Origin of the sequence: Marinimicrobium sp. UBA4209 (assembly GCF_002381585.1) — a bacterium.
Classification (GTDB): domain Bacteria; phylum Pseudomonadota; class Gammaproteobacteria; order Pseudomonadales; family Cellvibrionaceae; genus Marinimicrobium; species Marinimicrobium koreense.
Map to the genome: position 1 here is coordinate 2,462 of NZ_DFTP01000047.1, position 808 is coordinate 3,269.

Below are 808 nucleotides of genomic sequence, written 5' to 3' on the forward strand. Positions count from 1 at the left end.
GCCATTGCCGAGGGCCTGCACGCGAGTCCCTGGCAGAACCCCCAGCCCGGCGCCCATGCCGCCCGGGCCGCCAGCGTCTATCTGCAGACGCAATTGGAGCAGGGTCACGGTTGCCCGATCACCATGACCTTTGCGGGTATTCCGGTGCTGAAAGCCCAGGAGGGCCTGCCGGCGACCTGGGTGCCCAAGTTGTTGTCCGGGGAGTACGACGGCAGCAATCGGCATTTCAGCGAGAAAGCCGGGCTGACCCTGGGCATGGCCATGACCGAAAAACAGGGTGGCTCGGATGTGCGCGCCAATACCACCCGGGCGCGGGCCCAGGGTGATCATTATCGGTTGACCGGCCACAAGTTTTTCATGTCTGCTCCCAACTCCGATGGTTTTCTGACGCTGGCGCAGACCGATGCGGGCCTGTCCTGTTTTCTGGTGCCCCGCTGGCGCTCCGAGGGCGGCAAGAATGCGCTGCTATTGCAGCGGCTGAAAGACAAGGCCGGCAATGTCTCCAATGCCTCCAGTGAGGTGGAGCTGCGCGGGGCCGAGGGTTGGCTGTTGGGTCAGGAAGGGCGGGGCGTGGCGACCATCATCGAGATGGTGGCCCTGACGCGATTTGATTGCACCGTCGCCTCGGCCGCCGCCCTGCGCCAGGCGGTGGTGCAGGCGATTCACCACTGTGTGCATCGCCGGGCGTTTGGCCGGGCGCTGGTGCAGCAACCGCTGATGCAGAATGTTTTGGCGGACCTGGTGATTGAAAGCGATGCCGCCGTGACCTTGGCAATGCGTTTGGCTCAGGCCCTCGACCATCGGCGGG

At 64.9% G+C, this 808-nt stretch carries 1 protein-coding gene; it reads left to right on the forward strand.

Going from position 1 to position 808, the window contains the following annotated elements:
• On the forward strand, positions 1-808 hold an 808-nt coding region (locus B3187_RS06560), incomplete at both ends, for an acyl-CoA dehydrogenase family protein (RefSeq protein ID WP_286805258.1).